The organism is Bradyrhizobium sp. Ken64, from assembly GCF_055807555.1.
In genome coordinates this window covers 1-274 of the sequence record NZ_JBVVPA010000105.1, presented here as the reverse complement: position 1 = coordinate 274, position 274 = coordinate 1, and the positions used below count along the sequence as shown (strand labels likewise).

Below are 274 nucleotides of genomic sequence, written 5' to 3'. Positions count from 1 at the left end.
GAGTAATGGTGCCGTATTCAGCAGCGCAACACACAATGTCCAGGGCGCGGGCCGGCAGTAGGTTGAGACCATCTGCTGCCGGAGACATCGCCATGCCTGACTACAAAGCTCCCCTGCGCGACATGCGCTTTCTGATCGACAACGTCTTCGATTTCCATGGCCACTACTCGGCCCTGGGTGCGACGGACGCCAGCCCCGACATGGTCAGTGCCATTCTCGAAGAGGGCGCCAAGTTCTGCGAAAACGTGCTCGCCCCGCTCAACCGCAGTGGCGA

At 60.9% G+C, this 274-nt stretch carries 1 pseudogene; it reads left to right on the top strand.

The annotated features are described in order from the left end of the window. Window positions 1-92 precede the first annotated feature (92 nt). A pseudogene (locus AC0L2F_RS35825) lies at window positions 93-274 on the top strand (acyl-CoA dehydrogenase); the annotation flags it as partial.